Source organism: Actinomyces marseillensis, assembly GCF_900155605.1.
GTDB classification, from domain to species: Bacteria; Actinomycetota; Actinomycetes; order Actinomycetales; family Actinomycetaceae; genus Pauljensenia; species Pauljensenia marseillensis.
Genome location: NZ_LT707420.1, coordinates 710,884 through 736,889 on the forward strand (window position 1 = coordinate 710,884; position 26,006 = coordinate 736,889).

25 protein-coding genes and 1 tRNA gene are annotated in these 26,006 nt (G+C 57.3%); 15 read left to right on the top strand and 11 right to left on the bottom strand.

The annotated features are described in order from the left end of the window. Nucleotides 1-66: 66 nt before the first annotated feature. From BQ8011_RS02980 to BQ8011_RS03000, 5 genes are all read left to right on the top strand, one after another. Nucleotides 67-2,085 carry a hypothetical protein gene (locus tag BQ8011_RS02980; protein WP_231945356.1) on the top strand — a complete coding sequence of 673 codons (2,019 nt, stop codon included), beginning with the start codon at nt 67-69 and terminating at the stop codon, nt 2,083-2,085. 74 nt (nt 2,086-2,159) lie between these two features. Further along, entirely contained in the window at nt 2,160-3,149 is a 990-nt protein-coding gene (locus BQ8011_RS02985; protein ID WP_072457274.1) for an AAA family ATPase, read from the top strand. Further along, on the top strand, nt 3,146-4,114 hold the full coding sequence (locus BQ8011_RS02990; RefSeq protein WP_072457276.1) for a DUF58 domain-containing protein: 969 nt from the start codon (nt 3,146-3,148) through the stop codon (nt 4,112-4,114). The genes BQ8011_RS02985 and BQ8011_RS02990 overlap by 4 nt, the downstream gene beginning before the upstream one ends. Beyond that, entirely contained in the window at nt 4,104-4,586 is a 483-nt protein-coding gene (locus tag BQ8011_RS02995) for a hypothetical protein (protein ID WP_072457278.1), read from the top strand. Before BQ8011_RS02990 ends, BQ8011_RS02995 begins: the two co-directional genes overlap by 11 nt. Beyond that, complete coding sequence (locus BQ8011_RS03000; RefSeq protein WP_072457280.1) at nt 4,583-5,596, top strand: vWA domain-containing protein; 1,014 nt, start codon at nt 4,583-4,585, stop codon at nt 5,594-5,596. Before BQ8011_RS02995 ends, BQ8011_RS03000 begins: the two co-directional genes overlap by 4 nt. 114 nt (nt 5,597-5,710) lie before the next feature. Here BQ8011_RS03000 and BQ8011_RS03005 read toward each other — a convergent pair whose 3' ends face one another. Beyond that, nucleotides 5,711-7,141 (bottom strand): LPXTG cell wall anchor domain-containing protein, encoded by a 1,431-nt coding sequence (locus tag BQ8011_RS03005; RefSeq protein WP_072457282.1) that lies wholly within the window; start codon nt 7,139-7,141, stop codon nt 5,711-5,713. Between the two features lie 157 nt (nt 7,142-7,298). On the opposite strand from BQ8011_RS03005, the gene BQ8011_RS03010 reads away from it, so the two are divergent. The 4 genes from BQ8011_RS03010 (at nt 7,299) to BQ8011_RS03025 (ending at nt 11,809) form a co-directional block, all read left to right on the top strand. Next, nucleotides 7,299-8,330, top strand: a complete 1,032-nt coding sequence (locus BQ8011_RS03010; protein WP_231945357.1) for a vWA domain-containing protein — start codon at nt 7,299-7,301, stop codon at nt 8,328-8,330. Next, on the top strand, nt 8,320-9,330 hold the full coding sequence (locus BQ8011_RS03015; protein ID WP_072457285.1) for a hypothetical protein: 1,011 nt from the start codon (nt 8,320-8,322) through the stop codon (nt 9,328-9,330). The genes BQ8011_RS03010 and BQ8011_RS03015 overlap by 11 nt, the downstream gene beginning before the upstream one ends. A 105-nt stretch (nt 9,331-9,435) precedes the next feature. Further along, entirely contained in the window at nt 9,436-9,984 is a 549-nt protein-coding gene (locus BQ8011_RS03020; RefSeq protein WP_072457287.1) for an NADPH-dependent FMN reductase, read from the top strand. Nucleotides 9,985-10,354: 370 nt separating this feature from the next. After that, nucleotides 10,355-11,809, top strand: a complete 1,455-nt coding sequence (locus tag BQ8011_RS03025) for an LssY C-terminal domain-containing protein (protein WP_083429979.1) — start codon at nt 10,355-10,357, stop codon at nt 11,807-11,809. Nucleotides 11,810-11,817: 8 nt separating this feature from the next. Here BQ8011_RS03025 and BQ8011_RS03030 read toward each other — a convergent pair whose 3' ends face one another. After that, nucleotides 11,818-12,855: a hypothetical protein gene (locus BQ8011_RS03030; RefSeq protein ID WP_072457289.1), complete on the bottom strand. Its 1,038-nt coding sequence runs from the start codon at nt 12,853-12,855 to the stop codon at nt 11,818-11,820. Nucleotides 12,856-12,959: 104 nt separating this feature from the next. Here BQ8011_RS03030 and BQ8011_RS03035 point away from each other — a divergent pair, with 104 nt between their 5' ends. Next, nucleotides 12,960-13,253: a DUF4235 domain-containing protein gene (locus tag BQ8011_RS03035; RefSeq protein ID WP_072457291.1), complete on the top strand. Its 294-nt coding sequence runs from the start codon at nt 12,960-12,962 to the stop codon at nt 13,251-13,253. Here the strand turns inward: BQ8011_RS03035 and BQ8011_RS03040 are convergent. Beyond that, nucleotides 13,240-13,611, bottom strand: coding sequence for a sterol carrier family protein (locus BQ8011_RS03040; protein ID WP_072457293.1), 372 nt, complete (start codon nt 13,609-13,611; stop codon nt 13,240-13,242). The genes BQ8011_RS03035 and BQ8011_RS03040 overlap by 14 nt on opposite strands. 78 nt (nt 13,612-13,689) lie before the next feature. On the opposite strand from BQ8011_RS03040, the gene BQ8011_RS09005 reads away from it, so the two are divergent. Both BQ8011_RS09005 and BQ8011_RS03045 read left to right on the top strand, forming a co-directional pair. Beyond that, a tRNA-Ser gene (locus BQ8011_RS09005) sits at nt 13,690-13,776 on the top strand. Between the two features lie 187 nt (nt 13,777-13,963). After that, nucleotides 13,964-14,227: a hypothetical protein gene (locus BQ8011_RS03045; RefSeq protein WP_157885004.1), complete on the top strand. Its 264-nt coding sequence runs from the start codon at nt 13,964-13,966 to the stop codon at nt 14,225-14,227. Between the two features lie 480 nt (nt 14,228-14,707). Here the strand turns inward: BQ8011_RS03045 and BQ8011_RS03050 are convergent, their stop codons facing one another. From BQ8011_RS03050 to BQ8011_RS03060, 3 genes are read right to left on the bottom strand one after another with little or no spacing between them, the layout of a single operon-like run. Continuing rightward, complete coding sequence (locus tag BQ8011_RS03050) at nt 14,708-16,024, bottom strand: DUF4921 family protein (RefSeq protein WP_072457297.1); 1,317 nt, start codon at nt 16,022-16,024, stop codon at nt 14,708-14,710. A gap of 50 nt (nt 16,025-16,074) precedes the next feature. Continuing rightward, nucleotides 16,075-16,536: an ACT domain-containing protein gene (locus tag BQ8011_RS03055; protein WP_231945358.1), complete on the bottom strand. Its 462-nt coding sequence runs from the start codon at nt 16,534-16,536 to the stop codon at nt 16,075-16,077. A gap of 38 nt (nt 16,537-16,574) precedes the next feature. Next, nucleotides 16,575-17,420 carry an aldo/keto reductase gene (locus tag BQ8011_RS03060; RefSeq protein WP_072457299.1) on the bottom strand — a complete coding sequence of 282 codons (846 nt, stop codon included), beginning with the start codon at nt 17,418-17,420 and terminating at the stop codon, nt 16,575-16,577. Between the two features lie 180 nt (nt 17,421-17,600). Here BQ8011_RS03060 and BQ8011_RS03065 point away from each other — a divergent pair, with 180 nt between their 5' ends. Further along, nucleotides 17,601-18,335 carry a TetR/AcrR family transcriptional regulator gene (locus BQ8011_RS03065; protein WP_083429980.1) on the top strand — a complete coding sequence of 245 codons (735 nt, stop codon included), beginning with the start codon at nt 17,601-17,603 and terminating at the stop codon, nt 18,333-18,335. Nucleotides 18,336-18,455: 120 nt separating this feature from the next. Here the strand turns inward: BQ8011_RS03065 and BQ8011_RS03070 are convergent, their stop codons facing one another. The 4 genes from BQ8011_RS03070 to BQ8011_RS03095 form a co-directional block, all read right to left on the bottom strand. After that, nucleotides 18,456-19,205, bottom strand: a complete 750-nt coding sequence (locus tag BQ8011_RS03070) for a hypothetical protein (RefSeq protein ID WP_083429981.1) — start codon at nt 19,203-19,205, stop codon at nt 18,456-18,458. Continuing rightward, nucleotides 19,202-19,465 carry a hypothetical protein gene (locus tag BQ8011_RS03075; RefSeq protein WP_077209665.1) on the bottom strand — a complete coding sequence of 88 codons (264 nt, stop codon included), beginning with the start codon at nt 19,463-19,465 and terminating at the stop codon, nt 19,202-19,204. Before BQ8011_RS03075 ends, BQ8011_RS03070 begins: the two co-directional genes overlap by 4 nt. Nucleotides 19,466-20,455: 990 nt before the next feature. After that, on the bottom strand, nt 20,456-21,205 hold the full coding sequence (locus BQ8011_RS03090) for a hypothetical protein (RefSeq protein ID WP_083429981.1): 750 nt from the start codon (nt 21,203-21,205) through the stop codon (nt 20,456-20,458). Further along, nucleotides 21,202-22,206 carry a DUF2510 domain-containing protein gene (locus BQ8011_RS03095; RefSeq protein ID WP_072457303.1) on the bottom strand — a complete coding sequence of 335 codons (1,005 nt, stop codon included), beginning with the start codon at nt 22,204-22,206 and terminating at the stop codon, nt 21,202-21,204. The genes BQ8011_RS03090 and BQ8011_RS03095 overlap by 4 nt, the downstream gene beginning before the upstream one ends. A 159-nt stretch (nt 22,207-22,365) precedes the next feature. Here BQ8011_RS03095 and BQ8011_RS03100 point away from each other — a divergent pair, with 159 nt between their 5' ends. Together BQ8011_RS03100 and BQ8011_RS03105 are read left to right on the top strand one after the other, a co-directional pair. Then, nucleotides 22,366-23,934 (top strand): aspartate:alanine exchanger family transporter, encoded by a 1,569-nt coding sequence (locus BQ8011_RS03100; RefSeq protein ID WP_072457305.1) that lies wholly within the window; start codon nt 22,366-22,368, stop codon nt 23,932-23,934. Between the two features lie 12 nt (nt 23,935-23,946). Beyond that, nucleotides 23,947-24,459: an NUDIX hydrolase gene (locus BQ8011_RS03105; RefSeq protein ID WP_072457307.1), complete on the top strand. Its 513-nt coding sequence runs from the start codon at nt 23,947-23,949 to the stop codon at nt 24,457-24,459. A 54-nt stretch (nt 24,460-24,513) separates the two neighbouring features. On the opposite strand, the gene BQ8011_RS03110 is transcribed toward BQ8011_RS03105, so the two are convergent. Beyond that, nucleotides 24,514-25,824: a M18 family aminopeptidase gene (locus tag BQ8011_RS03110; protein WP_072457309.1), complete on the bottom strand. Its 1,311-nt coding sequence runs from the start codon at nt 25,822-25,824 to the stop codon at nt 24,514-24,516. Nucleotides 25,825-26,006 lie beyond the last annotated feature (182 nt).

Here is a 26,006-nt window from a genome sequence, read left to right on the forward strand (position 1 = left end):
CCGCCTGTGTTTTAATCGCGTCTATGTCTTAGAGTAGAAAAGGCTTCTTATAGGAAAGGATGGGGTGTGGTCGCCAAACAGTGGAAGTTCATCAACGGCTTCGAATGGGCCGTAATGGACCCGGTTGTTGAAAAGCCGGGAGAACTGTGGATGTGCCTGACCCTTGCCTATGGGACTCTTGACGTGAAGCCTGAGGAAATGGGCGCCCTTCACGTCCTCATGGAGTCCATTCGAACCGAACTTCAACGTCCCGTCGAATACGCACCCGGAAAATTCGACGTTGCTCAAGTTGAGTGCCTGACCTACTTTTCAGAGATCGATATCCGCGTCCACGGGCCGCGTGAGATCGTCCGTCAGGCATGGCTGCGTCTTCCCGCGTGCTTTGACCATCCAGAGCTTTTACTCCCTGTTTCAGGACGTGCATCCGCCACGTCGATGTGGACAGCCGAAGTGGCGAACAGAACGGGGATCAATGAAGCCTTGCTCTCCGTTTTCCGCAGCGATACCGCCACTTTCGAGGCCGATCGCCATTTTGCATCAGCATGCGATCTCGCGCGGAGAATCTCCCCCTTCGAGGGGCGTTATCCCTGTGTTCTTGTCACGACAGAACCCGATTTCCTTGGTCTAGGCTTTGACCGCGAACCCGATTCCTTGGATCTTGACGATCTCCTCGCCGTGGACGAAGGGACTCCACGAGACCAATACATCCGTGGCAGTCAATGGCAATGTGGGTTGAATTATCTCTTCTCCTTTGCGGTTCCCCTCACGCGCGCGGGTCTTGTCGCCCGCTGGGCAATTGCGATGGATGCAACGAATATCCTGCGCTCACTGGATCCCAAATACTCGGATTTCAAGGTGACGACGGATGCCTACTCGATCGCCCCTGATCTTATTGCGATGATCCGTTTCGACGACTTGGATTCTTTCGAGGACGCGCGCCGTTTCCTCGATGTCTACTTCGACCCGGATCGTGACTTCACCGTCAACCTTCAACAGGTCATTAATCGTCATAAAGACGATGAAAACCTGGAGGTTTCCCAGCACCTGCACCGCATTAACGACGATAGTATTCCAACGCGTGACGAGGTCCTCGCACTTATCAACAAAGTAGCGGCACGTGCCCACATCGCGGCAGATGTCGCCTCGCCCGAGTTACTTGAACGCTTCCCGCTACTGACCGCACCGAAGAGCACCTACGATCGCTTCGCAACCACCAATTGCGTGCCCGAGCCGGTGGAAGCGCTTCCCTTCCCCTCCACCGAGGGCACAGATCTCCTCTCAAGCGTCCCCGCGAGCCTCAGCGGCTATGCTCTTGCCCTTCCACATCACCTGATGGTCTCTCCTGAGCGTGTGGTTGCCCAGTGGTATGACGCCTCCCAAGAACGCACCACCTCCCCAGTCGTGCGGCGAATTGAGATCAGGGTTTCAGACGTTACGTGTCTGCTTCGCTCAGGAAAGGCCACGGTCCTCATCGATAGTGATGGAAGCTTCCTCCCGATCTATCCCGAGGCCTACATTTCCCCCGAATCCGTGGTGCTCTTGGAGTCTCTCATTCGAGACCTGTCGTCCAGGGTCCCCGTCGTCACGATCGAGGCACTCTTTGATGAGGAAATCGCTCTGGTCGATCGCTTCACTCGCGAGGGTCCCAGCGCCCTTCAAGAGGGAACAATTCAGCCCCTTCCCAACTATCTTTCTCATCTCGACCTCCCTGCGCCCAGCGCTGTGCCCGAGAAACCCCGTCAACGAGGCCGCGCGGGAACTCGCCTGCCGAGGCCCACCCAAGCGGGATCGGCCTCGGCAGGGAATCGCCGCGCGCAGTGGAAACGGCGACGACGCATGCGCCTGACGAACAATGATGTGGATCTCTCGCCCCACGGTTCCACTGTGCGGAACGCAAAAAGCAAGAGGTGGGTTGTCTGGCTCATCATTGCGCTGATATTCAGTATTTGGCGCTCTTATATCCATTCGAGTCCAAAACAAACGAATATCCCACATGTCACGCCGTTTCCAACGATCTCGGTAACGGTTCCGACCTTCTCAATTTCGCCGTTCACGCTTCCAACGCCCACTCAGACCGGGCAGTGAAGTCGCGAGTCGGAACGAGCTGCTGAAAACCAGTAAGATATTGGTAATTATTCAATCACCCGGGAGTTTCCTGAATGTCTACATACCTCACCGATGATGAGCTCAAACGCAGCAAAGAGCTCCTGGACCGCATCCAGAAGATCTTCGCGCAGCGCGTGGTTGGCCAAGAACAGCTCAGGGAAACCCTGATCGTCGGCCTCCTTGCACAGGGCCACATCCTCATGGAATCGGTGCCCGGTCTTGCAAAGACCACCGCGGCTCAGACCATCGCAATGGCAATCTCAGGAAGCTTCCATCGCATCCAGTGCACGCCAGACCTCATGCCTAACGACATCGTCGGCACGCGTATCTGGAACCAGGCACAAAATGAAATGACGACCGAATTGGGACCGGTCCACGCCAATATCGTGCTCCTGGATGAAATTAACCGTTCCTCGGCAAAGACCCAGTCCGCGATGCTTGAAGCCATGCAGGAAGGTCAGACCACCATCGGTGGAACCGTCTACCCGCTGCCCAAGCCCTTCATGGTCATGGCAACCCAGAACCCCATCGAAGAAGAAGGTACCTACGTGCTCCCCGAAGCACAGATGGACCGCTTCTTGATGAAAGAAATCATCACCTACCCCCAGCCTCTCGAAGAGCTCGAAGTCCTCAACAGGATCGACTCGGGAAGCATGGATAAGCCCATCGATGCTGAACCCATTACCTTGGAAGAACTGACCTTCCTCCAGCAGATGACTCGTCGCATCTTCCTGCACGACACCTTGAAGGCCTACATCGTCGACCTGATTAATACCACTCGCGGCATGGGGCCGAATCCGCTTCCCGGTTTCTCTCAGCACGTGCGCGTGGGTGCTTCGCCTCGTGGTGGCATCGCCCTCATGCGTGTCAGTCAGGCGGTTGCCCTCATGCAGGGGCGTAACTACGTCATGCCTGAGGATATTAAGAAACTTCGCCACCCGATTTTGCGTCACCGTATCATTCGTACCTTCGATGCAATGGCGGATGATATTTCCGTCGACGGCCTCATCGATGCTGTCTTCTCTGCGGTAGCGGTGCCGTGAGTCCAATCATTAAGAGGGGGATCGTCGAGGAAGGCTCGCAGACCCTAGGCAATGTCGACCAGCACCAGAAGGCTCGGACGAATAGTTCTCAGCTGCGTGCTTTGGCTGGTCGAACCCAATTGCCTGTCTTGCGCAAACTTCTGTCTCTCATGGAGGGCCAGCACTATTCTGCGCGCGCGGGACAGGGCTGGGAATTCATGGATATGGCCGAATACAAGCCCGGAGATGACGTTAAAGACATCGACTGGGCGGCGACCGCTCGAACCGGGACTCCGATCGTCAAACGATACGAGGCCAGTGCGAATGTTCAGGTTGTCCTAGTCGTTGATACCGGTCGTTCCATGAGCGCGCTTGCTCCTTCCGGAGAGAGTAAGGAAGCCATTGCGCTGACGATCTGCCAGGCAATCGCGTGGCTTGCGTCGAGCCGCGGTGATCAAGTTGGTCTGGTTTCCGGATGTCAGGGGCGGATGCGTCATATGCCCGCACGCTCGGGTAACGCTCATATTGAGCTGATTTTGCGGCGCCTGGAAGAGGATATCGACTTACGCTCGCCCTCTTCGGATTTGGAGACCTTGCTTGCTCGCGTACAAGCGGCAACGCATCGGCGCTCCCTCATCGTCTTGGTCACGGATGAAACGCATCCCCAGCCCACGCCTCGTGCGCTGGAATTGCTCAAGCGTCTGAGCGTCCACCATCGCATGATCGTCATGCAGGTTGCCGACGCCGATCCCACGAAGCTTCCCAAGGGGACGCGTATCGTCGACGTTGATGCCGGCCCCTTGCCCGGATTCCTTTTGGAAGATTCGCAGATTGCTTCCGAGGCCGCCGTGCGCGCCGATCAAAGTCGCCAAGTTGTGCGTCAGCTCCTCGACATCCCAGGAATTACGCGGGTGAGCGTGTCCTCGAGCGCTGAAGTGGTGCGAACCCTTTTGTCCGCACTGGAAAGGGAGAATCGTGTCCGGTGAACTGCGCGAAGTCGTCAATTACCCGCACTGGATGTGGATCGCCGGTGTCTTAGTTCTGTCTGCGACCCTTGTGTGGATCGGTGTGTGGGTGATCCGCTGGCTTCGCTCGAGTCGTGGGCTTGAGGAAGACCAGGTCACCTTGATCCCTCTGGATGAGAAGCGTCGTCAGCGCTACTTGGGCTTCATTGACGAGGTTGAGGGGCGTCTGCAGTCCAAGGACCTCAACGAGCGCGAGGTTCACCTGGCGATCGCCGGTATTTTGAGGGCGCTGGGTACTGAACGCAGTGGACGTGATCTTGAAACCGCAACAGTCGATGAGATTCGTCGGATTGTGCCCACATGGCCGGAACTTGCCAACGCTCTTGAAGTCTGCGAGCACGGTTTCAAAGCTGAGTCCGAGGCCGACGGAAGCGAAACCTATTTCGATGCGAGTGCCATTGCCGGCAAGGCGAGGGAAGTGGTGAAGGCGTGAGATACGGATACCTGATTGCTGTTGTCCTTGTCGTTATTCTTCTTGGCGCGGCCATCGGATGGCGTCATGTTGGCTTAAAGCTCCACGCCAGTGAGAGGCGAGGGTGGGTTGCTAACACGGGCTATGTTCGTAATCTTCCCCGTTACCGCGCGCTTATGCGTAAAACTCGGATGATTGTCGCTGCGCTCTTGGCTGTTTTTTGTGTTGGCGCAGCATCCTTGGCTGTCGTCGCAGCGAACCCGGTTGATCGCCGGGTCGACGACCGGCGCCTTGCCTCGCGCGATATTGTCCTCTGCCTTGACGCGTCCGGTTCGATGCTGGACTACGACAGTGAAATTGGCGAAGCCTTCAAGACTTTGGTTGAGCACTTTAATGGGGAGCGCGTCTCCTTATACCTGTGGAGTGGTCGTTCCGTTCGCAAGTTCCCTCTGACCGATGACTATCCGATGGTGACTGAGTACTTGGATGAACTCAGTTCGGTCCTGAGGAACGGTATTCTGGCGCGTACCTCCAGCGGCTACCGGATTTCCAGAGAGCTCGCGAAGTACCTGGAAGGGACCGACGATCCCGATGAGGAAGTTGCTTCTCAGATCGGCGACGGCTTGGCCTCGTGTGTCTTAGGTTTTGACCACACAGATCAAGATCGTTCGCGCACTGTCATTTTGGCCTCGGACAATGAGGTGGTCGGCCAGGGACTGTATTCCCTGAGCGAGGCGATTGACTTTGCGAAGCGTCAAAAAGTTGAGGTGATTGGCCTATTCCCCGGTAATTACCTGGGTACAGATGGCGAGGATATGAAGAACCAGGTCGAGTCGACCGGGGGAAACCTCTACCAGATGACAAGTTCGGGCACAGTGGATTCGATTGTTAAAGATATCGAGGCCAAGCAGGTGAACGAGATCGAAGGTGACGCTCGCGTGACGGTCACAGATCGCGTGGGAACTCCCGCAGGCTGGCTTGCCGTCGCTATTCTTTCCTTCCTTGGGCTTTTGGGAGTGACGAGGCTGTAGCCTCCCGATGTGAGCACGCTCGCCTGGGTGCGGGCATGCTCGGCCTGGGTATAGATACAAAAATGTGGGGGCCGCAGCGATTGCTGCGGCCCCCACACCTATTGTCGAATCAGATCATGCGCGGCGACGCTTGAGTGCCAGCATGCCTGCAAAGAGGCTCATTCCTGCCAGTCCCAGGAGCAATGATCCTGCGGCACCGGTGTGTGCCAGGGGAGCGGGCTTCTTGGGGTTCTGAGGCTGCTCAGGGGTGGGCTGAGTAGCCGGAGTGGAAGGCGTGGTTGCCGGGGTGGTCGGAGTCGGCGTGACCTCGCATCCGGGGATGGAACCAACCAAGGTGTGGAAGAAGACCATGGGCTTCGAGGTCGGGGTCTGGTGTGCCTTCTCGCCGGTGAGCACAGCGTTCACCTCAACGCTGAAGGAGGAGTTCTCCGGCATATGTGCAACGGTGAAGGTCAGCGTCTTCTTATCGGCACTCACGGTTGGGGCGGGAGTTCCCGTCACCGACTGTGAGAAGCCGTTAGCAACAAGCTGGCCAGCGCCAGGGGTGAGCGCAGAGGCGATCGAGGCCTCGTCGAAGGTTGCACCTTGGGGGGCGCTCACGGTCATCGTTGCGTTGTTCAGTTCACGCTTGGTTGCGGCGTAGAAGCGCATGCGACGCGTTGCGCCAGCAGCGTCGGAGTATTGGCGTGAGGGATCCCAGCCGTCTGCTCCAGCCTCGCCCCAGAGCTGGCCGGTTCCCTGCCAGCTGTCTGCATACTTCTCACGGCGATCAATATCTTGCGAGTAGGGGGAGAAGACGGTACGGCCAACAACTCCTGCCTGGCAGTGACCCACGGTGAGCGAAGGGGTGGGGATGGGGCTGCAAGCATTGCCGTTTTCGTCGGTCGCGCGCAGGCCGCTCAGGTGAGACGTCGCTTCGTAGTGCTTGGTGTGGTCACCGCTACCAACAAATTCGATGACAGCTGCGCGTCCCAGGGGCAGGCCCTGGTTGAACTTGAGGGTCCAGATGTTGCGTGCAGCGTCCGTCTGGGTTGCGGTCGGAACGACGTCCCAGTGCAGGTTCGATGCGAGTGCGCCGAAAGTTTGACCACGCATGAAGCGATCAACATCGCCGTTGACGACTTGCGAGCTCAGATCTCCGAAGAACTGAATGTTCGTCATGTCATCGGGAAGATCGACCGTCAGCTCAGCGCCGGGGAGGATTTCGTAGTTAGCGCCGACCGGGATGCGCCAGTACTGAAGGTTCAAGTTTGGGTTAAACCAGTGGTGGTTTTCAAGAATGGCCTGGCTGCCGTGACGAGGGTGAACGCTCTCCATGAAACCCGAAGTGGCGTAGGGGCCGGCACGCAGTCCCCGGGGGATATTGTTCATGTTCTCATCGAGCATTGCGCGCGCTGTCCAGTCGACAACGCAGCCGGAGCTACGGTCGCCGTTGATTTGTCCATCAGCGCCCGCCTCGACGGCGTTTGCGCCTACGGCAGTGAGGGAAGAGAAGAGGAGCGCTAGTCCAAGTGAACCAGTTGCAATCTTTGAGAGCGCTTTCATTTTGCCTCGAATTTCCTGGTGATTGTGTATTTAGGACACTGTGCTGCAGATTCAAATTTACATATGTATCTCTTCAGTCGTCAAATAGATGTTCTATCTGCTGAATGTGGGTTCGCCACTATACTTGCCAGTGTTTGATCCGAACCCAGGAGGAATATTGTCGCTCTCCTTTCGACCGCTCATGCCGGTTTACCTCGTCGTTGTGATAGCTGCGGCATGCCTATTTTTCTCCTGGTGGAGCGCCCGTCGTCATCAGCCCTTCAGGACTTCTGATCTGGTCAGACGAGGTGGAATTTCCCTCGCTCTTTTGTCGATTTTGGTGGGTCCTTCAATCCCCGGAGAAGCGCAAAAAGTCACAACCAACGTTGAGGTGTGGCTCGTGATTGACCGCACGGGTTCAATGGCGGCCGAGGATTGGGATGGCTCAAAGCCTCGTCTAGACGGTGTGCGTCACGATGTTGAGACCATTGTCAATGCCGCTCCGGGTGCTCGCTACCGTATTGTGACCTGGGATTCCGAGGCCGATACCGGACTTCCACTGACCACTGACCTTGGTGCGGTTCGCTCTTTCATGAGCACTCTGACGCATGAAGTGAGTTCCACCTCTCGTGGTTCTTCTCCGGACCGTCCGGCGGCCTACCTCGCTGAGGAAATGCAAGCTGCCGCAAAGAAACACCCGGAGAATACTCGCGTCCTTTTCCTCTTTACCGATGGGGAGACCTCCAACAGTGATGCATGGCGCGGCGCGGGCGCGGGTGAGTCAGACGACTGGAAGAAGGTCCAGCCCGAGCTTTCAGGCGGCCTCGTCATCGGCTATGGGACCGAGAAAGGCGGTCGCATGAAGGTCTCTGCCTTGGGGCAAGAGAATTCGAAGACTCCTGAGTACATCAAGGACTACACCCAGGCTGGAACGCCCGACGCGATCTCAAAGATTGACGTTGCGAAGCTCAACCAGATTGCGTCCCAGCTCGGTGTCGATATGGTGCGTTCTCCCAGTGATTCAGCAATCCGAAATGCTGCAAATTCGTCTGTTTCGAACGCCCGTAATATTGCGGATAGTCGCGATATGATTCAAACCTCTCGCTATATTCTCTGGCCCTCGGCGCTGGTTCTCACCGTGCTCATGGCATGGGAAGCCGCCATTTTTGCCGGCCGCGTTCACGCCCTCAGGAGGACCCGTGCGATTTAAACATCGATCGACAGCTCGTGTAGAGGAACGTCCCGAGGGCTTCTACCAGCCGCCTGCGGGTGCGCAGAACGACGGCGAGGCCTCGGCGGATGGAATCCCAAGCGCAAGGCCAGCCTCGGCAGACCGAGCTCAACGCAACGCGCGTCGCCCGCGCAACGGAAAACTCCTGCGCCCGCTGTGGTGGTCAATGCCCGTCGTTGTCCTTGCGCTCGCGGTCGGTACCTATATGGTTTCGCTTCCCCTGTGGGCCTGGGCGACGGGTAGGACCGCGCGTGCGGGCAATCACGAGGCCGCGCTGACCTCCTATTCTCGCCAGATCTATTGGGGGGATCTGGGTCCGGCGAGCTGGGTTGCGCACTACAACGCGGGTACCGAAGACCTTCGACTCGATCACATCGACTCGGGTGTGGAGCAACTGCGTACCGCCTGGGACCGTGTTCCCAAGGCGCGACAGGTTGAGGATGGGCGCATCGAAACCTATTCCTACGAGTGCACCGTGCGAATGAACCTTGCACTCGGATTGGAAAAACAGGGTGACGCCGCGATGGCGAGTGACCGTGCTCAAGCGGCAGCGCTCTATAAGGAGATGGGGGAGGTCGTTTCCCCCTGCCAGTCGACGTCCTCGACGCAGAATCAGCAAAATCAGCAGGGCCAGGGTGGCGGAGCTGATGCTGACAAGGCCCACGATCGTGCGAAGCAGAAGCAAGAGCAGGCTGAAAAGTCCGATAACAAAGATAATCAGGACGACAAAGACAATAAAGACAACAAGGACGACAAGAATAAAGACGATAAGCAGGATCAGAACAAGGACGATCAGAACAAGGACAAGAAGGACGATAAGGATCAGCAGACTGACAAGCAGAAGGATCCTTATGACGGCGAAACTGCCGAGCAGCGCAAAAAGCGCGAGGAAATGCAGCGCCGCATAGAAAAGGGTGACCAAGACGGTCGCAAGGAACAAGATCGCAAGCGCGGCACCGGAGGAAACGGCGCCTGGTAAAGGAGATCAGTGACTTAGGTCCCAATGAGGAATAGCTGAAGTTCTGACTGGGTTGACATTTGCAGTGCTGCTGAAGACGCGGCTCAGTGATGAAAGGTTTGTCCCATGACGTACAAGGTCGCATACATTATTGGTTCTCTGTCCTCCACATCCATTAACCGCAAGCTTGTCGGTGCGATGATCGCCGATGCTCCTGAGGATTTGGAATTCGTCGAGGCAAACTTCTCCCAGTTCCCCCTGTACAGCCCCGATCTCGAGGCGGATTACCCGCAGGTGGCTACCGAGTTCAAGACAATCCTTGAAGAGGCCGACGCGGTCCTTATTGCGAGTCCCGAATATGATCGCTCGATCCCCGGTGGTTTGAAGAATGCCATTGACTGGATGGGACGCCCATGGGGATCGAACCCGATTGGCGGCAAGCCCCTGTACGTCGTTGGTGCTTCTGTTGGAGCGGTTGGAGCTGCTCTCGGACAGGCGGCTGTGCGCCAGACCCTCTCCTTCTTTAATCCGCTGAACATGACTCAGCCCGAAATGTTCCTTCAAGCAAATGCTGATTCCTTTGGCGAGGATGGCCGTTTTGTTGACGCCGGAACGCAGGCTTTCGTGAAGTCGGCTATCGAGGCCTTCGCGGAGTTTATCCGCCGTCACGCCTGAGTTGGTGCCCCCCAATACCACAAATGGGACTAAAGTCCCTCAATGGTGTTGGGGGTCTTTTTGTAGCCAATTTTGAGTGGGTGGAGTGTGGAAACCGGGAATGGTAGCGGCCGTGTTTAAGAGAGGTAGACATGGTTGTCGTTTCGCTCGAAAATGGCGAAAAACTGCGGAAAATTCGCATCGAACTCAAGGGGGCGAAAACGTTCAGTCCGACTAGCTCTCGCGGTAACGTGAGTGCCGGAGACGTGAAAAACCCCTGACATACTGCGTCTCCAGAGGGCGCCTGTTGACTCACTTTCAGGCGCCCTCAATCTTACGATCCATCTGGGTTAAGCTGATGAAGGAATACTTCTTGCACTGAGGATGGGACATGAGTGAAACACTGCCTGAGGCCTCGGAACAGCCGGGGGCTGAGCACAGCGCATGTCCACGTCTGGAGCGTCCCCGCCCACAGCATCCGCCCGTTTACCAGCACGCCTCAGAAAAACTCGATTTCCTTCAAGAACGTGACTGGGGCTTCGATGATGTCGTTGACGCTCTTTTCTTCATCTTCTCCGGAATCGCAACACTGTGGCTCGCATACGTGTTTTTGGCGGGTTCCATCAGGCTTAAACCCACCGCAATTGCTTGGTTTGCCATCTGCTGGGGGGTGACTGCCTACCTTGCGCTTCCGCGACTTCACCAGCTTCTCACGTGGCTCTATGTCCCCGACTATTTCATTGGACGCACCAGGACTGCTGATGGCTTGCTGGGTGACCCGGTGAATCTGGCACTACTGGGTAGCGAGGTCGATATTCACGCGGCGATGACTGCCGCGGGTTGGGTGCGGGCCGACCCCATCAGTCCCAGAAGTGTGCTCCGTGTGATCCGTTCGTGGCTCACTCGCCAGCACTATGATTCGGCGCCCGTGTCTAACCTGGTGCTCTTTGGGCGAAAGCAGCATTTTGCCTATCAAAAGGCAGTCCCCGGAAAGTCATCGGAGCGCCACCATGTGCGTTTTTGGCGCACCCCTCAAGGCTGGGTCCTCCCCGGTGGTCGGAGGGTCGAGTGGCTTGCCGCGGGTACCTTCGACCGGGCAATTGGCCTGAGCCTACTCACCTTCCAAATCACTCACAAGATCGATGCGGATATCGACATTGAGCGCAACTACATTGTCGATGATGTGCTCTATGCCTGCGAGGACGCCCGCGTCGAAATCTTGCCTGACTTCTTCAGCGCCTATCACGATAAAAACGGTGGTGGCGACCGTGTCGTCACCGACGGTGACCTCTATCTTCTCGATGTCACCGACGTTGAAGTTGACGACGAAGACACGGTACAGATTGCTGATGCCCACGTCGTTGACACGCAGGCGCACCGCCGGCGCCCCACTCAGTTGGTCGTAGGAATGGCATTGGTAGCCTGCATGGTTCTGACCGAGGTCATCAACGCGGTGCTCATTTTACGAAACCCCTGGAAGTATGCCGCGATCAATGTCGGAGCCCTTGATGAGCTCGCAGAATCGCAGATTAATCTTCTTGCGCTGCGCTTAACGGTTGGTCTTGTTTCTGTCATTCTGGTTGGTCTGGTGATCGTCACTGCCGCACTCACATGGCAGGGACACCCTCGCGCGCGAATTATCTTGATGACCGCTCTGAGCTTAAACATTCTTGTCGCCGTAGCCGATATCGCCCACTCTGGAACCAGTCATATCTTGCTGATGACACTCATCGGCTCATCGCTCAACGTTTTGGCGCTTCTTGCCCTCTCGGCCAGGGCATGCCATCAGTGGGTGCGCGAACGCAAACGGGATCGAATTGCAGCAGCTCTTGAGCTTAACGACTGAAAAGTGTCTTAGTTTGCTGGCGCCATAAACCAGGCTGCGCGCGAATCCGCTGCAATCCCCTCGTTATACGCCAAGCCTGCGTATGCAGCCGAGTCCTTGCCCAGTTGTGAGGAAAGGAAGGCGCGGAAGGAATCCACAGCCTCGGCATGAGTGGAAGCCGGTAGGGGAGCGGCCACTACCTCGCGGGAAACGCACGATCCCGGGATCGCTTGAGCGCGGCTTTCCGTGCCCGTGTTCGAGGCTGCGGCAACTGCCAGGCGCGCATCCCACACGAGGATTGGGCGCGCGTGAGAGCCTTGTGCGGAGTCGGCCTCGGGGATGATCGAGGCACGGTCGGTGGGGATTGTGACGCTCCACTGACCCAGCGCATCACCGGCCGAAGAGGAGAAGCTTCCCGATTCGCGCAGGTCGGCTGCCCAGTCCTCGAAGTTCGCGCCGAGAGCCTTCTGGGCGTTGGTCAGGTATTGGCTTCCGATTGGCGAGTTCTCGGGGGGAAGCGCGGTGAGCGGCGCGTAGGTTGAGGACGAGAGCTCCGCTAGAGAGTTTGGTAGCGCCTTGCGGTTTGCAGAAAACCATGAGCGATCCGCGTAGGCGCAAATCGGGTCGTTGCCGATTGCCGTGGGGGATGTCGTCGCGCCCAGGGAAGCGGCCGTGGCCGAATCAATGCCGAAGAGGATATCGGCATCGAGAGAATGTGAAATAGAGGACGCGGGGAATTGATCAATGGTGTAGCCGCTTGCGGCCTCGAAGGCCGAGACATAGTCGGCGGGGAGCTGCCAGCCGGGTGCGTAAGCAATGCGCAGGGTTCCGCTTCCGCGCGGAATTCCTTGGTCACCGCTTGCCTTCGTGTGCTTCGCTACTGCCGAGGTCGAGCCCGCCTGGGTGGAAGAGCTTGAGTCTGTGCGGAAAGGATCGTCCGTCCACTGGGCTCCCTGAGGGATTGACGGGGAACAGGCGCTCAGTGCGAGCGCACACAGAAGAGCAGCGCAGGCGATGCGGCGAGCTTGGTGTTGAGTGGACAGAGAGGCGGTCTTGGTCTTTCGCACCGTACCAGTCTAAGCAATAGTGCATAGAAGGTGAGATATTCCCGCGTCAATAGGGCAAAATGTTGGTATCGAGTGTTCGATGCGATCTGATGCAAGGAGTCATCATGGGAAGCAGTCTCAGTCAGAAACTCATTACCGCAGGGCTGTCTATGGCCGTCGGTTTCGTGGCCGGAAAGGTTGCGGAGCTGGGCTGGAAGGCTGTGACCGGTCAGGCCGCACCTCAGGATGATGACGGTACGGCATCCTTGGTTTCGGTGGTGACCTTCGCGGCGGTTTCTGCCGCTATTGCGGCGGTTGCTCAGCGCGGCGTGGTGAATAAGACGAATAAGTGGTTTGCGCCGGTTGAAGCCGCGTCGCAGATCCTGTCGGATCTTGATCAGCCGGCTATCGCAAATTAGAAAATAGCGGAAGATACGTGGAAAGATCGGTGCGCTGACCCGAGGCCTGGAGGTCCCCGTGGGAGAGCGCGTCATTCCAATCCAGCATTCCGCATGCCAGTTTGAGCCAGGTTTCTGGTGACATTTCGATCACCGCCGGGGGAGTCCCTCGGCGGTGCGTCGTACCCGGGAGGATTTGAGTGGCGCCTGCCGGGGGGACGCGGAGTTCGACGGATCGACCGGGGTGTAGGGCTGCGATTTCTTCGAGCGTGTAGCGTACGGCGGTGAAGAGAGTTGCGCGCGAGGCGCTTTCGGGGGCGCGGTACCACGTGAGGAGTGCGGTGTGGCCTTCTGCTGGATCGATACGCCGTTTTGCCATGTCGTCAGTCTAGGTCGCTTCGTCTATGTTGGCGTGGAATTGCCCCATCCTGCCAGATCCGCTATTGTGGGGTGCCGAGGTAGCGTGTCCGAGCGGCCGAAGGTGCAGCACTCGAAATGCTGTGTGGTGTAACAGCCACCCAGGGTTCAAATCCCTGCGCTACCGCGTTTAGGCTTGTGGCCCCAACTGATGTTGGGGTCACAAGTTTTTTGTTGGGCAGAACGTCCGCAGATAAGCGTGAGAGGCAAACACGCGACAAAGGGCGCAACAATCACTACACATCCCATTGGAGGCGTAGGCGTACTTCGCGCATCAAATGGTAAATTGACACCAGTTGAGTGAGGGAGTGATTATGACTGAGGCGATGTATACGGTCGAAGACCTTATTGAATATGCAGATAGTATCCTTCCTATGCCCGTTCTCGAAGACGAGGAGAGTAAGTTCCTTCTTGAAATAGCCGAGGACGAATCGCTCACGATGAAAATCATCGGAGACCTCACTATTTACGGAGCAGACATTCCGGAAAAACTAATCGACGGCCTTGTAAGGGGGTACGACGAAGAATTGATCCGGGAGTACTGGGAGGACTGCCTGTACGACAGGCAGCACGCCTAATTCTCCCTCTTCGTTTTCCCCGCACGCGCGGGGATGAGCCCAAGCCGAGCGCGGCGCAAAAACTGGTAAAGGAGTTTCCCCCGCACAGGCGGGGATGGGTTCTCAAAAATAAAGCCGAGTTTACGGCCCTCCACTTTCTCTCGGCCACTTTATTTCAGGCTCGCGGGGGATACCGGCTCGGCACCTAAACCTTAACAAGCCAGAACATGAAAGGCAACCCCTGATGTACTCCCCGCACACGCGGGGATGAGCCGAGATCCCGCTGGAATAGAAAACGCCGGGTGTTCGGCCCCCGCTTTCTTACGAGCTATTATTTCAAGCTTGGTGGAGGGGTACTAACCCGGCACCCCAAGTCTATCAAACCGTTCCGCGAAAGGGATACCCCGGGTCTCTCGCCTTTGTCATGCCCGAAAAACCGGGAACTCGATCATCTTGACCGCGCGCAAACAGCAAACGAACGCCGACAACCCGCCCGAGCCCTTACCTCAGCAGCAGCGGTGTGACCTTGCATTCTTCGCCCAGCTTCATCGGTGCGATCGAACATTCATCGCGCATGACAACCAGGCGTTCCAGCATCCGCTGATGCACGGACCATGGATCGATCGTATTGAGGTAAATCCTTGTCCCGCCCTCAAAACCGGCGATCGTGGAAATCCTCCACTTGATCAAGATCCTCATGCGCATAGGAATCGACGAACTCGGGGGCCGGTAGTACCACTCCTCGTTACACGGCACCTCCGCGCCCGTCGCCGCGTGCATCGCGTGCACAAGGTCGCTGATGCCTCGTAATTGCTCAGGGGAGTACTCCCAGGGTTCAGCCGGCGCGTGAAGTGGCCAAATCGCCAAGGAGGGATAGCGATGCCCAAACCCAGCCATCGCCACCGCATGGTCGTTTTGCGCCAAAATCAGCCCACGTGTCGCGGCGATCTTCAAGAGCTCGTCATAGATTCCCGGATAGGTGCGCACGCGCTCAATCTCGTCATGCGTCTGCGTCGAGAACTCATCAATCGCCACAAGCTGCTTATGCAGGTGATCAAACGATGCGCCCGCGGGCTTGAGCCAGTTCTGGAAGGCCACAACATACTTCACGGCTGGATCCAAGTCGTACAGGTCCCGCATCGCCCGCACGGTCATCGACATGTACTGGAAGTGCTCCTCGGGCGTCAGCGTCCCAGCCGAAGCCAATTGGGACGTATCCTTCGCCCCATCAACGAAGTGGCGTCGCCCAACAATCAGATCGTGACCGCCAGAAAAGAAACCATTCGCCTGAGTGAGCTTCTCCGAATCCGACAGATCCTCAAACTCCTCGAGGCTTCCACCCGATGCCAAGAAACGCGCACGAACAACATTCATCACGTGGTCGTAGCCCTGCGGGGACGCCAAGTATTCTGCCATCCGGCGCCGCTCGGCCTCGGAAGGAACATGGCCGTGATTGAGGTGCCAATAGTTGTAGGAAACGATCTCGAAAAGGTTGGGAATCCGCCGGAATTCAGCAACGGTATCTCCAAGTTCCTCAGCGCCGAGGCCGTGGAGAGTTTCCCATTCACCCTCGCTCGTGCGAACAATCCGCGCTTTCTCAGGAGGGGTTTCCAAGTATCGACCCGAACAGAAGGCGCAGTGATGCCCGTCTAAATCATGATCGATGATAGGGGCAGGCGAACCCGGGCGAGTCAGAGGGCGGTGAGCCCGACCCGGAACCGTCCACACTTCAGTTCCAGTTAAAAGGTTGCGCTGTTTGACCGTCCCGTCAGAAAGACGGAGGATCGCTTCGTCGCTCCCCGTAGGTAGTACAGCCATGCTTCTACTTTAGGCCGAAGATGCGTGTGCGTGTGTCCGAAAAATGAATTTCAGGCGGGTAGCCAGCCCTTAGCGCGACGGCCAAGATCCTCGAGCAAAGCGCTGGCCTCTTGAGCGCGATCAGGTTGAACAAAGAGATGGTCGTGGCGACGGCATGCAATGAAATTCGCGGTAATCGAACGCGCTGCGAGGATCTGTGCAATCGATGCAGTAATGCCAATTGCGGCAAGCTCGGTGGAAGAACCCAAGTCGATTCGCGTGTACAGTTCATCGGCATTGATACCTGCTTCACGGGCAATCTCTTGCTCAACGACCACGGTGTAGCCATCCTCGTCGCGGATCACGGCGAAGAAATCGACCCCCTGAGGAATCTCGTCGACCAGAGAGAAGACATAAGTGCCGCTGGGCTGAGGATCGAGGGAAGCAAGAACTCGGTCCAAGTCAGTCGTAGAAACATGAGTCATGTCTTCACGATAGCCCAGCGGCACACCCACAATCTGTGCCTGTCTCATATCCAAAAACGATATGAGTTGCGCCTGAAGCGAAAGCGCTACATTCGGTCCATCTCATCGGGACGAGGCCCCGTGCGTCCTTCTTCCCCGCGATCCAGTTCGTCAATCCTGCGCATCTGATCCGCGTCCAATTCAAAGCCTGTAATGGCGAAGTTTTCCGCGCGCCGTTCATGCGAGGACGCTTTCGGGAAAGCGACGTCGCCTCGTTGAATTGCCCAGCGGAGAACAACTTGCGATTCTTGCGCACCGACTTGGCGCGCGATATCGACAATGACGGGATCGGAAAGGACCGCCCCGCGCGCTAGGGGAGCCCATGCCTCGGTAATGATCCCGTAGCGAGCATTGAAATGGTGTAGCTCACGGTTGGCGAAGTACGGGTGTGATTCGATCTGGTTGATGGAGGGCGGGACCTCGCAGCTATCGAGGATCGGCTGGAGGTGATGGGCCTCGAAATTCGAAACACCAATGGAACGCACCATCCCCTCACGGACAAAAGACTCCATCGCTCGCCACGTGGGCATAATATCGCCGCCGTAGTGCATGGGAAGAGGCCAGTGGATCAAGAACAAGTCCAAGTAGTCCAGCTGCAGTTCCTCCAAAGAACGCTCGAGGCTGGCGCGCGCAACATCGGGCTCATGGTTGGGATTGTTGAGCTTCGAGGTCACGAAAATTTCCTCGCGCGCCACAGGGCCGTCCGCGATGGCGCGTCCAACCTCGGCCTCATTTCCGTACATTTGCGCGGTGTCGATGTGGCGGTAGCCAATCTCAAGTGCATCGAGGACCCCGTGATAAGCATCCTCGCCGACAAGCTTGTATGTTCCAAAGCCGAATTGGGGAATGGTATGCCCGGAAATCAAGGGTAAATGCTTAATGCTGGGGGTCATGATGAATACTCCACAAATTCTTATGATCTTAAAGACATGATAGGTTCTTCGACCGTTGAAATTACTTTTCATTTCTTTACTAAATGCCGAAGAAACTTCTTAAACTGCGGGTTTGGCTGAGAAAATCAACGAAAAAATGACTATGCTGTGCCCAGTAATTCTTTAATCGTGGAGGTGGCTGTGACTAAGAAACGCGCGGAGGGCGAAAGCAGGGCCCGGGCGCTCACGCGCTCGCGCCTCGTTGACGCAGCAGTGGAAATTCTTGTTGAACGCGGTTTTGCGGGAACAAAAATTGATGAAGTTGTTGGTCGTGCGGGCTATACCCGCGGTGCATTCTATTCGAACTACTCGAATATGAATGAGCTCCTTGAAGACGCTTTCATCGCATATTCGACGCAACTTTTGACCGAGATGACGCAGGCTTTTGATTCAATCGAAGGCCCGCTGGACCTCGACAGCATCGTTGCGACGCTGGAAAGCCTGGCAACTCAGGGGCGCACCGCCTACATCCTCCTTATGGAATACCGTCTTTTCCAGATGCGTAACCCCGAGGCAAGCGGCATTCCGGGAAGCCAGCGCAACCACTTGGCCGATTTTGTCACCGGCATGCTGGAGTCTGCCCTCGAGCGTATGGGGCGCAAGCCGCTTCTGCCGACGAACATCATGGGTGAGATCCTCTCGATCTTCTACCTCGAGGCTCTGGGCAGCGTCAATGACTCCGCAGAGGCGAACCAGATCCCGATCCGCAAGGTCGTTGACGTCATTGTCTTCGGTTTCTCGATCCCTAAGGATCAGGACCCAGGCACTGCTGCTTCCTTTGAGGGCGCCGATCGCGAACAATTCCGCGCCGAGGCCTTGGATCCCTCGCGCGAGGAACTGATTCCTTTGGTGCGCGAGGCCATCGCGAGGAACTAGGAGAACGCGCATTAAGCGCTTTTCTAATTAGACGAATTGTTGGGGGCGTGCGATATGCACGCCCCCAACTACTATTTTGGGCGGCACCGTGAAGATGCCGCCCAAAATGCGATGCTGTCCTTACTTCAAATCAGCGGGCCACCAGGACACCGCGGATACTCGGCAGGTCAGAGCCTTCGCCGGAAGATCAGCTTCTGCCTTGAATTGCTTCGATTCACCCGGATTGATTCCCTCAATCTTTGCTTGGGTTTGCGCAGTATCAGTGGTTCCTTCAAGCGATGAAGTGATCGTGAGAGTGAGGTTCGACTTCTTCATTGAGCTCGTTGCCTCCTTCGGGCCCTTGTACTTCTTAAGCTCACCCGAAATCCTCACGTGGTTGCCGTCAGCTTCGCACTTGACGCTGATGTCCTCCAAGGAGGCTTGTAGCTTGGAGTAATCCTGATTAATAGTGAATGCCTTGACCTTGTTGGGGCAGACTTGCTCTGCGTATTCGCCCTTCGGATCAACGGTCTTCAACTGTTTGAGGAGGTCTTGGATCTTGCCTGCATCACTGGCAGATGCTGGGGTGACCGAATCGCACCACGGCTGTACTCGAGCCGTGGCTGCTTTCTGTTGCGTTTCAGTGAGTTGTTGCTCAATCGAGGCTGACTGCGATTGAAGATCACTGGTCTCTGAACTCAGGGAGCTGACCTTCTGGTAAGCGAGCAGGGCTTGAACCAGTGTGACAACTACCCAAATCAAGCTGATAGCGCATAGTGCCGCGGTAATTCTCACGACACGCTTCGGCATCTTCGAAGAGGGAGCCTTCGTTTCCTGCGGCTTCTCGGATTCAGTGGATTCACCTGTTGCCTGGGGATTCATGCTGCTCACTTGCCCGACCCTTCCAGCTGTTTGTTCAATGCGTCAAGCTTCTTTTGCTGTTCCGCGACACTTTGACGCAGCGGCTGAATTTGAGCGTCAAGGATTGAGGCGCGGTCCTGATTGTGCTGCGCAGAATTCATGAGTGCGAAGCCAGAAACAGTAAAAGCGACCGTCAAAAGCACGTACATGACGGTGAGGAACTTTTGCTTACCCGTCCATGCGGAGGGTTTCTTCGGCTTTGCGGGCTTCGCAGGGCGAGCAGGCGCCATGGGGGCCGCGGGCGCGCCGGGGAAGCTAGATGTGCTGCTCGATCCGTACGCAGGCTGCGGCGCCGAGGCGTAGGAGGGCCGCGTTGGCGCCGCTGAGTAGCCCGCTTGGGGTGCGCCAGGAACGCTCGCCTGGGGTGCGCCAGTGTAACGAGGCTGGGGCTGCGCAAAGGGCGCTTGAGGCTGTGCGGAAGAAGGACGCGCCTGTGGCTGCGCGAGAGGTGCTTGGGCCGGCGCGGGCGCAGGGCGAGCCTGCGCAAAGGGCGCTTGAGGCTGTGCGGAAGAAGGACGTGCCTGTGGCTGCGCAAACGGCGCTTGAGGCTGCGCGGAAGAAGGGCGCGCCTGTGGCTGCGCAAACGGCGCTTGAGGCTGCGCGGNGCTTTTGATTCAATCGAAGGCCCGCTGGACCTCGACAGCATCGTTGCGACGCTGGAAAGCCTGGCAACTCAGGGGCGCACCGCCTACATCCTCCTTATGGAATACCGTCTTTTCCAGATGCGTAACCCCGAGGCAAGCGGCATTCCGGGAAGCCAGCGCAACCACTTGGCCGATTTTGTCACCGGCATGCTGGAGTCTGCCCTCGAGCGTATGGGGCGCAAGCCGCTTCTGCCGACGAACATCATGGGTGAGATCCTCTCGATCTTCTACCTCGAGGCTCTGGGCAGCGTCAATGACTCCGCAGAGGCGAACCAGATCCCGATCCGCAAGGTCGTTGACGTCATTGTCTTCGGTTTCTCGATCCCTAAGGATCAGGACCCAGGCACTGCTGCTTCCTTTGAGGGCGCCGATCGCGAACAATTCCGCGCCGAGGCCTTGGATCCCTCGCGCGAGGAACTGATTCCTTTGGTGCGCGAGGCCATCGCGAGGAACTAGGAGAACGCGCATTAAGCGCTTTTCTAATTAGACGAATTGTTGGGGGCGTGCGATATGCACGCCCCCAACTACTATTTTGGGCGGCACCGTGAAGATGCCGCCCAAAATGCGATGCTGTCCTTACTTCAAATCAGCGGGCCACCAGGACACCGCGGATACTCGGCAGGTCAGAGCCTTCGCCGGAAGATCAGCTTCTGCCTTGAATTGCTTCGATTCACCCGGATTGATTCCCTCAATCTTTGCTTGGGTTTGCGCAGTATCAGTGGTTCCTTCAAGCGATGAAGTGATCGTGAGAGTGAGGTTCGACTTCTTCATTGAGCTCGTTGCCTCCTTCGGGCCCTTGTACTTCTTAAGCTCACCCGAAATCCTCACGTGGTTGCCGTCAGCTTCGCACTTGACGCTGATGTCCTCCAAGGAGGCTTGTAGCTTGGAGTAATCCTGATTAATAGTGAATGCCTTGACCTTGTTGGGGCAGACTTGCTCTGCGTATTCGCCCTTCGGATCAACGGTCTTCAACTGTTTGAGGAGGTCTTGGATCTTGCCTGCATCACTGGCAGATGCTGGGGTGACCGAATCGCACCACGGCTGTACTCGAGCCGTGGCTGCTTTCTGTTGCGTTTCAGTGAGTTGTTGCTCAATCGAGGCTGACTGCGATTGAAGATCACTGGTCTCTGAACTCAGGGAGCTGACCTTCTGGTAAGCGAGCAGGGCTTGAACCAGTGTGACAACTACCCAAATCAAGCTGATAGCGCATAGTGCCGCGGTAATTCTCACGACACGCTTCGGCATCTTCGAAGAGGGAGCCTTCGTTTCCTGCGGCTTCTCGGATTCAGTGGATTCACCTGTTGCCTGGGGATTCATGCTGCTCACTTGCCCGACCCTTCCAGCTGTTTGTTCAATGCGTCAAGCTTCTTTTGCTGTTCCGCGACACTTTGACGCAGCGGCTGAATTTGAGCGTCAAGGATTGAGGCGCGGTCCTGATTGTGCTGCGCAGAATTCATGAGTGCGAAGCCAGAAACAGTAAAAGCGACCGTCAAAAGCACGTACATGACGGTGAGGAACTTTTGCTTACCCGTCCATGCGGAGGGTTTCTTCGGCTTTGCGGGCTTCGCAGGGCGAGCAGGCGCCATGGGGGCCGCGGGCGCGCCGGGGAAGCTAGATGTGCTGCTCGATCCGTACGCAGGCTGCGGCGCCGAGGCGTAGGAGGGCCGCGTTGGCGCCGCTGAGTAGCCCGCTTGGGGTGCGCCAGGAACGCTCGCCTGGGGTGCGCCAGTGTAACGAGGCTGGGGCTGCGCAAAGGGCGCTTGAGGCTGTGCGGAAGAAGGACGCGCCTGTGGCTGCGCGAGAGGTGCTTGGGCCGGCGCGGGCGCAGGGCGAGCCTGCGCAAAGGGCGCTTGAGGCTGTGCGGAAGAAGGACGTGCCTGTGGCTGCGCAAACGGCGCTTGAGGCTGCGCGGAAGAAGGGCGCGCCTGTGGCTGCGCAAACGGCGCTTGAGGCTGCGCGGAAGAAGGGCGAGCCTGCGCAAAGGGCGCTTGAGGCTGTGCGGAAGAAGGACGTGCCTGTGGCTGCGCAAACGGCGCTTGAGGCTGCGCGGAAGAAGGGCGCGCTTGCGCAAAGGGCGCTTGGGGCTGGGCGCTTGAAGCCTGAGCAGATGGGTACTGTGCCTGTGCAGAGCCGGTCGTTGAAGCTGATGGGTGAGCGGGCACAGCGCTGTAGGCGGATGACGAGGTCGTTACTCTACCTGCAGGGGTCGTGCCGTTTGTGGCACCGGTTGCTGCCTGTGTATAGCTGGTCCACTGCGATCCGTCCCACCATCTCAGCTGGGAGGAGTTCGAGGGATCGCGGTACCAACCCGGCTGCGGATTTGTCATGGCGGGATCCTTCCTATACGTCGCCCTTTATTGAACGGTAACATGCTGTGCGAATACTGTGAACATTCTGGATGCGAGAGTGTCTTACTCGCCACTGTATCTACTCTTATCTCGCAATACTCTGGGTTTCCTCTCCACTGGAAGCTACCCTTAGTCCTTATGGCCCAATTCCTCGCACAGAACCATCTTCTGACTCTATTCCTTGTTGTTGGACTCGGAGCTATTTTAGGGGCGATTCGTGTCGGGCCCTTCCGTTTCGGTGCGGCCGGAGCTCTCTTTGTTGGTCTCTTGGTCTCTGCATATAGTCCCGAAGCAGGGCATGGGACCGCGATTATTCAACAAATTGGATTGGCCTTCTTCGTCTACACAGTCGGCATTGCCGCAGGATCGACATTTTTCGCTGATCTGCGGCGCCAGAGTTCTCTCCTGGGCTCTGCGACCATTATCTGTATCGTCGGAGCTGTCATTGCCTGGGTGGGTGGCCATTTCCTGGGACTGGGCAAAGGCCTCGTCACTGGTTTGTATACGGGCGCACTGACCGCGGCCCCTGCACTCGACGCGGCCACGCGCGTCAGTGGAAGCCCGGATGCTGCAGTGGGCTACGCCTTCGGGTACCCCATTGGCGTGATCGTCGGCATCATCGTCGTCACGATGACAGTGACGCGCAAGTGGATCGGCGAAAAAGACACCCCTTCACTCGCGGGTGCGGGATTAGACGCGGTAACTGTCCGCGTTGAGCGGGCTGTGACAACCCGAAAGATCCCCGCCTGGCGAGAAGGACGTGTCCGCATGTCCTACCTGCAGCGCGAGGGGCGTACGCGAGTTTTGATTCCCGGCGAAGAACTGCGCAAGGGAGATCTAGTTGTTCTCGTTGGCGGCTCTTCGGCAATCGCAGAAGTTGTCGAACAGCTCGGTGTCCAGACCGAGGCGCACTTGGCCGATGATCGCTCAGACGTGGCCTTTGAACGCATCGTCGTCTCCAGCCCAGACGTAGCTGGACGATCGATTGCGGAACTCAATATGGCGACCCGCTTCGGTGCGGCTATTACGCGAGTTCGACGCGGCGATCTGGACCTGCTCGCCTGCGATGACCTCAAACTCAACCTTGGTGACCATGCCGCAGTTGTTGTCCCTCAAGAAGAACTCGACAATGTCCAAAGCTTCCTCGGTGACTCCGAGCGTCGCGTGAGTGAAGTCGATGGAATGGCCTTTGGAATCGGCATGGTTCTGGGAATGGCGCTCGGGGCAATTCCCTTCCCCATGTTTGGCGGAGCAACCTTCCAGCTGGGCTCAGCTGCGGGCCCGCTCATTGTCGGTATGCTCCTTGGCGCGCTTCGTCGCACAGGCCCGCTGGTATGGACCCTGCCGGCCTCGGCGAACATCACGATCCGTTCCATTGGCCTCATGCTCTTCTTGGCAGCTCTGGGTCTTAACGCCGGCCCTGCTTTCGTTGAGCTATTAGCCAGTCCCCAAGGGTGGAGGGCGGCCCTCCTCGCGCTGATCATCGTTGCGGCATGTTGCGTCGCGCAGGCTATTGCGGGCCGCTTCCTGGGTTTGTCTGCGCCTCGTAGTGCGGGTGCTGTCGCTGGGTTCTTGGGCCAGCCGGCAGTTTTGCAGGCTGCCGATGCGCGGGTGGCCGATGAACGAATCGAGGCCGCCTACGCAACGATGTTTGCTTTCGCCATCATCGTCAAGATCTTCTTGATCCCGTTTATTTGGACACTGTGAGTAGGAGGATCAGTGGCTACACCGGACTTTATTCTTGAACTCCGTAAGCATGTGGGCAATTCCCCGCTCTGGCTTTCGGGCTGCACCGCGGTCGTTCTTCGAGGCCGCGATGGCGCGAGCATCGATTGGAATGCCCCCATCGACCCCGCTTCCGTCGAGATCTTGGTTGTCCAACGCGCAGACAACCATCAGTGGACTCCAGTGACCGGGATTATCGATCCGGGAGAGGAGCCCGCTCAAGCCGCATGTCGCGAAATCCTCGAAGAGACGGCCTGCAAGGCACGTGCACAGCGTCTGATCAGCGTCGAAGTCGTGGGTCCTGTGATCTATGAGAATGGGGACCAAACAACCTATCTCGACCTGGCGTTTGCTTGCGAGTGGGAGGACGGAGAACCCTTCCCGGCCGATGGGGAAAATACTCAAGCTGCTTTTGTTCGAGGCGATGAGCTTCCGCCGATGAATGAACGCTTCAGGCGGACGATTGCGCGAGCTCTGAGCGGCGAGCTCGCTGCTGCGTTTAACTAAGACATGCTGGTGCCCGGGTGAGAACTCACCCGGGCACCACGGCATGTCAATCAATCAGGCGCCAAGCCAGTAGGCAGCCAACACCTTGCGAAGATCAAGAAGATCTTGGACGTGGCTCATCTCGCGAGCCGAGTGCATAGAGAGCAATCCAACACCCACGTCAACGGTCTCGATACCTAGACGCGTTGCGGTGATTGGGCCGATCGTTGTCCCACAGGGCGAGGCGTTATTCGATACGAAGTCCTGTGAAGAGACTCCTGCACGTGTGCATGCACGCTTCCACAGGGCGATACCCACACCGTTTGTTGCGTAGCGCTGCTTCGCGTTGATCTTGACGACCGGGCCACGGCCCATGACCGGGTGATGCGAAGGATCGTGCACCTCGGGGTAATTCGGGTGCACCGAGTGCGCAGCATCGGCACTCACGCAAGTGGACGAAGCAATCATGCGTGCGTAGCCGTCTTCATCACGTCCAAGCGCCCAAGCAGTGCGACGCAAAACGTCTTCGAGGATCGGGCCGGCCGCGCCTGTGCGCGATTCGGAACCCACTTCTTCATGGTCGAAGCACGACAAGACAATAATGTCTCCGCCTTCAGGAATGCCCATTCCTGCAATGTCTTCCAGTGCCGTCAATGCAGGATGGACCGAAGAGAGATTGTCCTGGCGTCCAGCGGCAACAAATTGTGCCTCCGAGCCAAAGGTAGCGGGACCTTGTGAGGGAGTGCAGATCAGATCGAAAGAAACTACCTCGTTTGCGTTTTCCAGACCAGCAGCGCGGGCAATGGTGTCCATCAGCGAGGCATCTGGGGTGTCGACCGTCCACACGGGGTGCAGATGCTTCTGGGGGTCGAGGTGCAAAGACTCGTTGACGCCTCGGTTGAGGTGGATTGCGAGCTGAGGAATGCGTGCCAGTGGTGCTGTGCGAACCAGGATTTCTTCTCCCGAGGCCATGATCAGTCGACCCGCAACGCATAGTTCGCGATCGAGCCAGGAATTCATGATCATCCCGCCGTAGACCTCGACCTCGATCTGTCCCCAGCCATCGCCTGTCGTGGTCTGAGGTGAGGGCTTAAGGGTGAAAGCGGGGGAGTCTGTGTGTGCTCCGACAATTCGGAATCCTGTCGCATCGGTGATGTTCTGGGGAACCACCCATGCCATGACGGCTCCGCCGCGAACCATAACATGTCCACCGGGGCTTGCGTCCCAGGGTTCTGTTTCGCTTTGTCGGGTGAATCCCGCGTCTTCGAGGCGCTGAGCGGCGAGGGAAGCCGCGTGATAGGGCGTTGGGGAATCAGCTAGGAAATGGAGATAATCAAGAGTATTGGAGTCGAGTTCTGGATTTTTAGACTCAAGTCGTGGTGTCATACCTGCATTTTACGCTGCACATTTTATTCAGGAACGGGTGAACATATGTGCAATGGTAAATATTGAGTCGCATATATTGGCTCCCGCTTCGTTTCAGTAAAGGCGAGATGACACTAAAACAACTTTGTTCAATTATTTAGATGCAATCGTTGTCAGATCATATTAGTTTGTAATACTTCGAT